We start from the raw sequence: 861 nt of genomic DNA, 5'->3' as shown, positions 1-861 counted from the left end.
ATTATCCCTCCCGTTGAGTTTGGTTTTCGGATTGTAATTGGCCTGCGTAAAATTCCGCAGTTAGCTTTTCGGAGCGTTTCGTCCCCAGGGCAGCCTCCAGAAATTGACTCGCCTCTCGGCATTCGCTTCCTGAAAAACCGCTGGTTTCGACTTTCGTTTCGCCGGAGGGGGCGACGGTGATTTGAATTGTTTTCAACTCGCACCTCCAACGTGAACCGTGAGCTTGATTGATCCATCAGGGAGCGGTTGTTCGGTCACCGAGTGACCCTGCTTGCGTGCTTCCAATACGGATTTCTCAACCGCGTACCGTTGGATCAGTCGATCGAGATGGGCCTGTTCGCCCCAATGGCCTTCGAAATTATCGAAGTGAACGGTTCCCGAATCTGTGTCGCAGACGACGGGGTAACGCCAGCGAGGTAACTGGACGCAGTATCCAGTCGCTTCGGCGCTGAAGAGCTTCACGGTTTGATGCACCGGTTCGTCGAGTTCAAGTCGAAGGCAAGATGACCGCAAAGCGACGGGATCACGAATCTCGGTTGTGATCGTGACAATGTGTGACAAAGTGTTTTCCTTTCTGTTGGAGGTTTGTTCAAGTCGATTTTTCATCGTGATCGGTCAAATGTCGCGGTGATGTTTCCTGACTACGATGCAAGAGCAGTGGTCTCGATGCCGTGAGGTCATCGAGCATGATTTCCACAATCACTTGTTCGTCCCCAGTTTCCGGTAGGCGAACGAGCAGTAGCCAAGCCAAAGCAAGTGGCAACAAGCAAGCAATTAGCAGACCGACGTTCGTGATAGCTGCTGCGACAAGCGAGTCCCATCGACGTTCCGAGGCCAAGGAGTGTCGCTCAGTCTCAAGAG

Annotated in this window: 2 protein-coding genes and 1 pseudogene; all 3 read right to left on the bottom strand. The window is 52.7% G+C overall.

What is annotated here, in order from left to right; genetic code table 11:
- Position 1: 1 nt before the first annotated feature.
- Positions 2–196, bottom strand: coding sequence for a DUF2997 domain-containing protein (locus ABD971_RS09895; RefSeq protein WP_345321623.1), 195 nt, complete (start codon positions 194–196; stop codon positions 2–4).
- The gene (locus ABD971_RS09890) at positions 193–561 is read right to left on the bottom strand and encodes a DUF1257 domain-containing protein (protein ID WP_345321621.1); all 369 of its coding nucleotides are present in this window, start codon (positions 559–561) and stop codon (positions 193–195) included. Before ABD971_RS09890 ends, ABD971_RS09895 begins: the two co-directional genes overlap by 4 nt.
- A 28-nt stretch (positions 562–589) precedes the next feature.
- A pseudogene (locus ABD971_RS09885) lies at positions 590–861 on the bottom strand (hypothetical protein); the annotation flags it as partial.

It is taken from the genome of Novipirellula rosea, assembly GCF_039541335.1.
In the GTDB taxonomy this organism is placed as follows: domain Bacteria; phylum Planctomycetota; class Planctomycetia; order Pirellulales; family Pirellulaceae; genus Novipirellula; species Novipirellula rosea.
The sequence above is the reverse complement of the archived record's forward strand: the minus strand, read 5'-3'. Positions and strand labels throughout refer to the sequence as shown.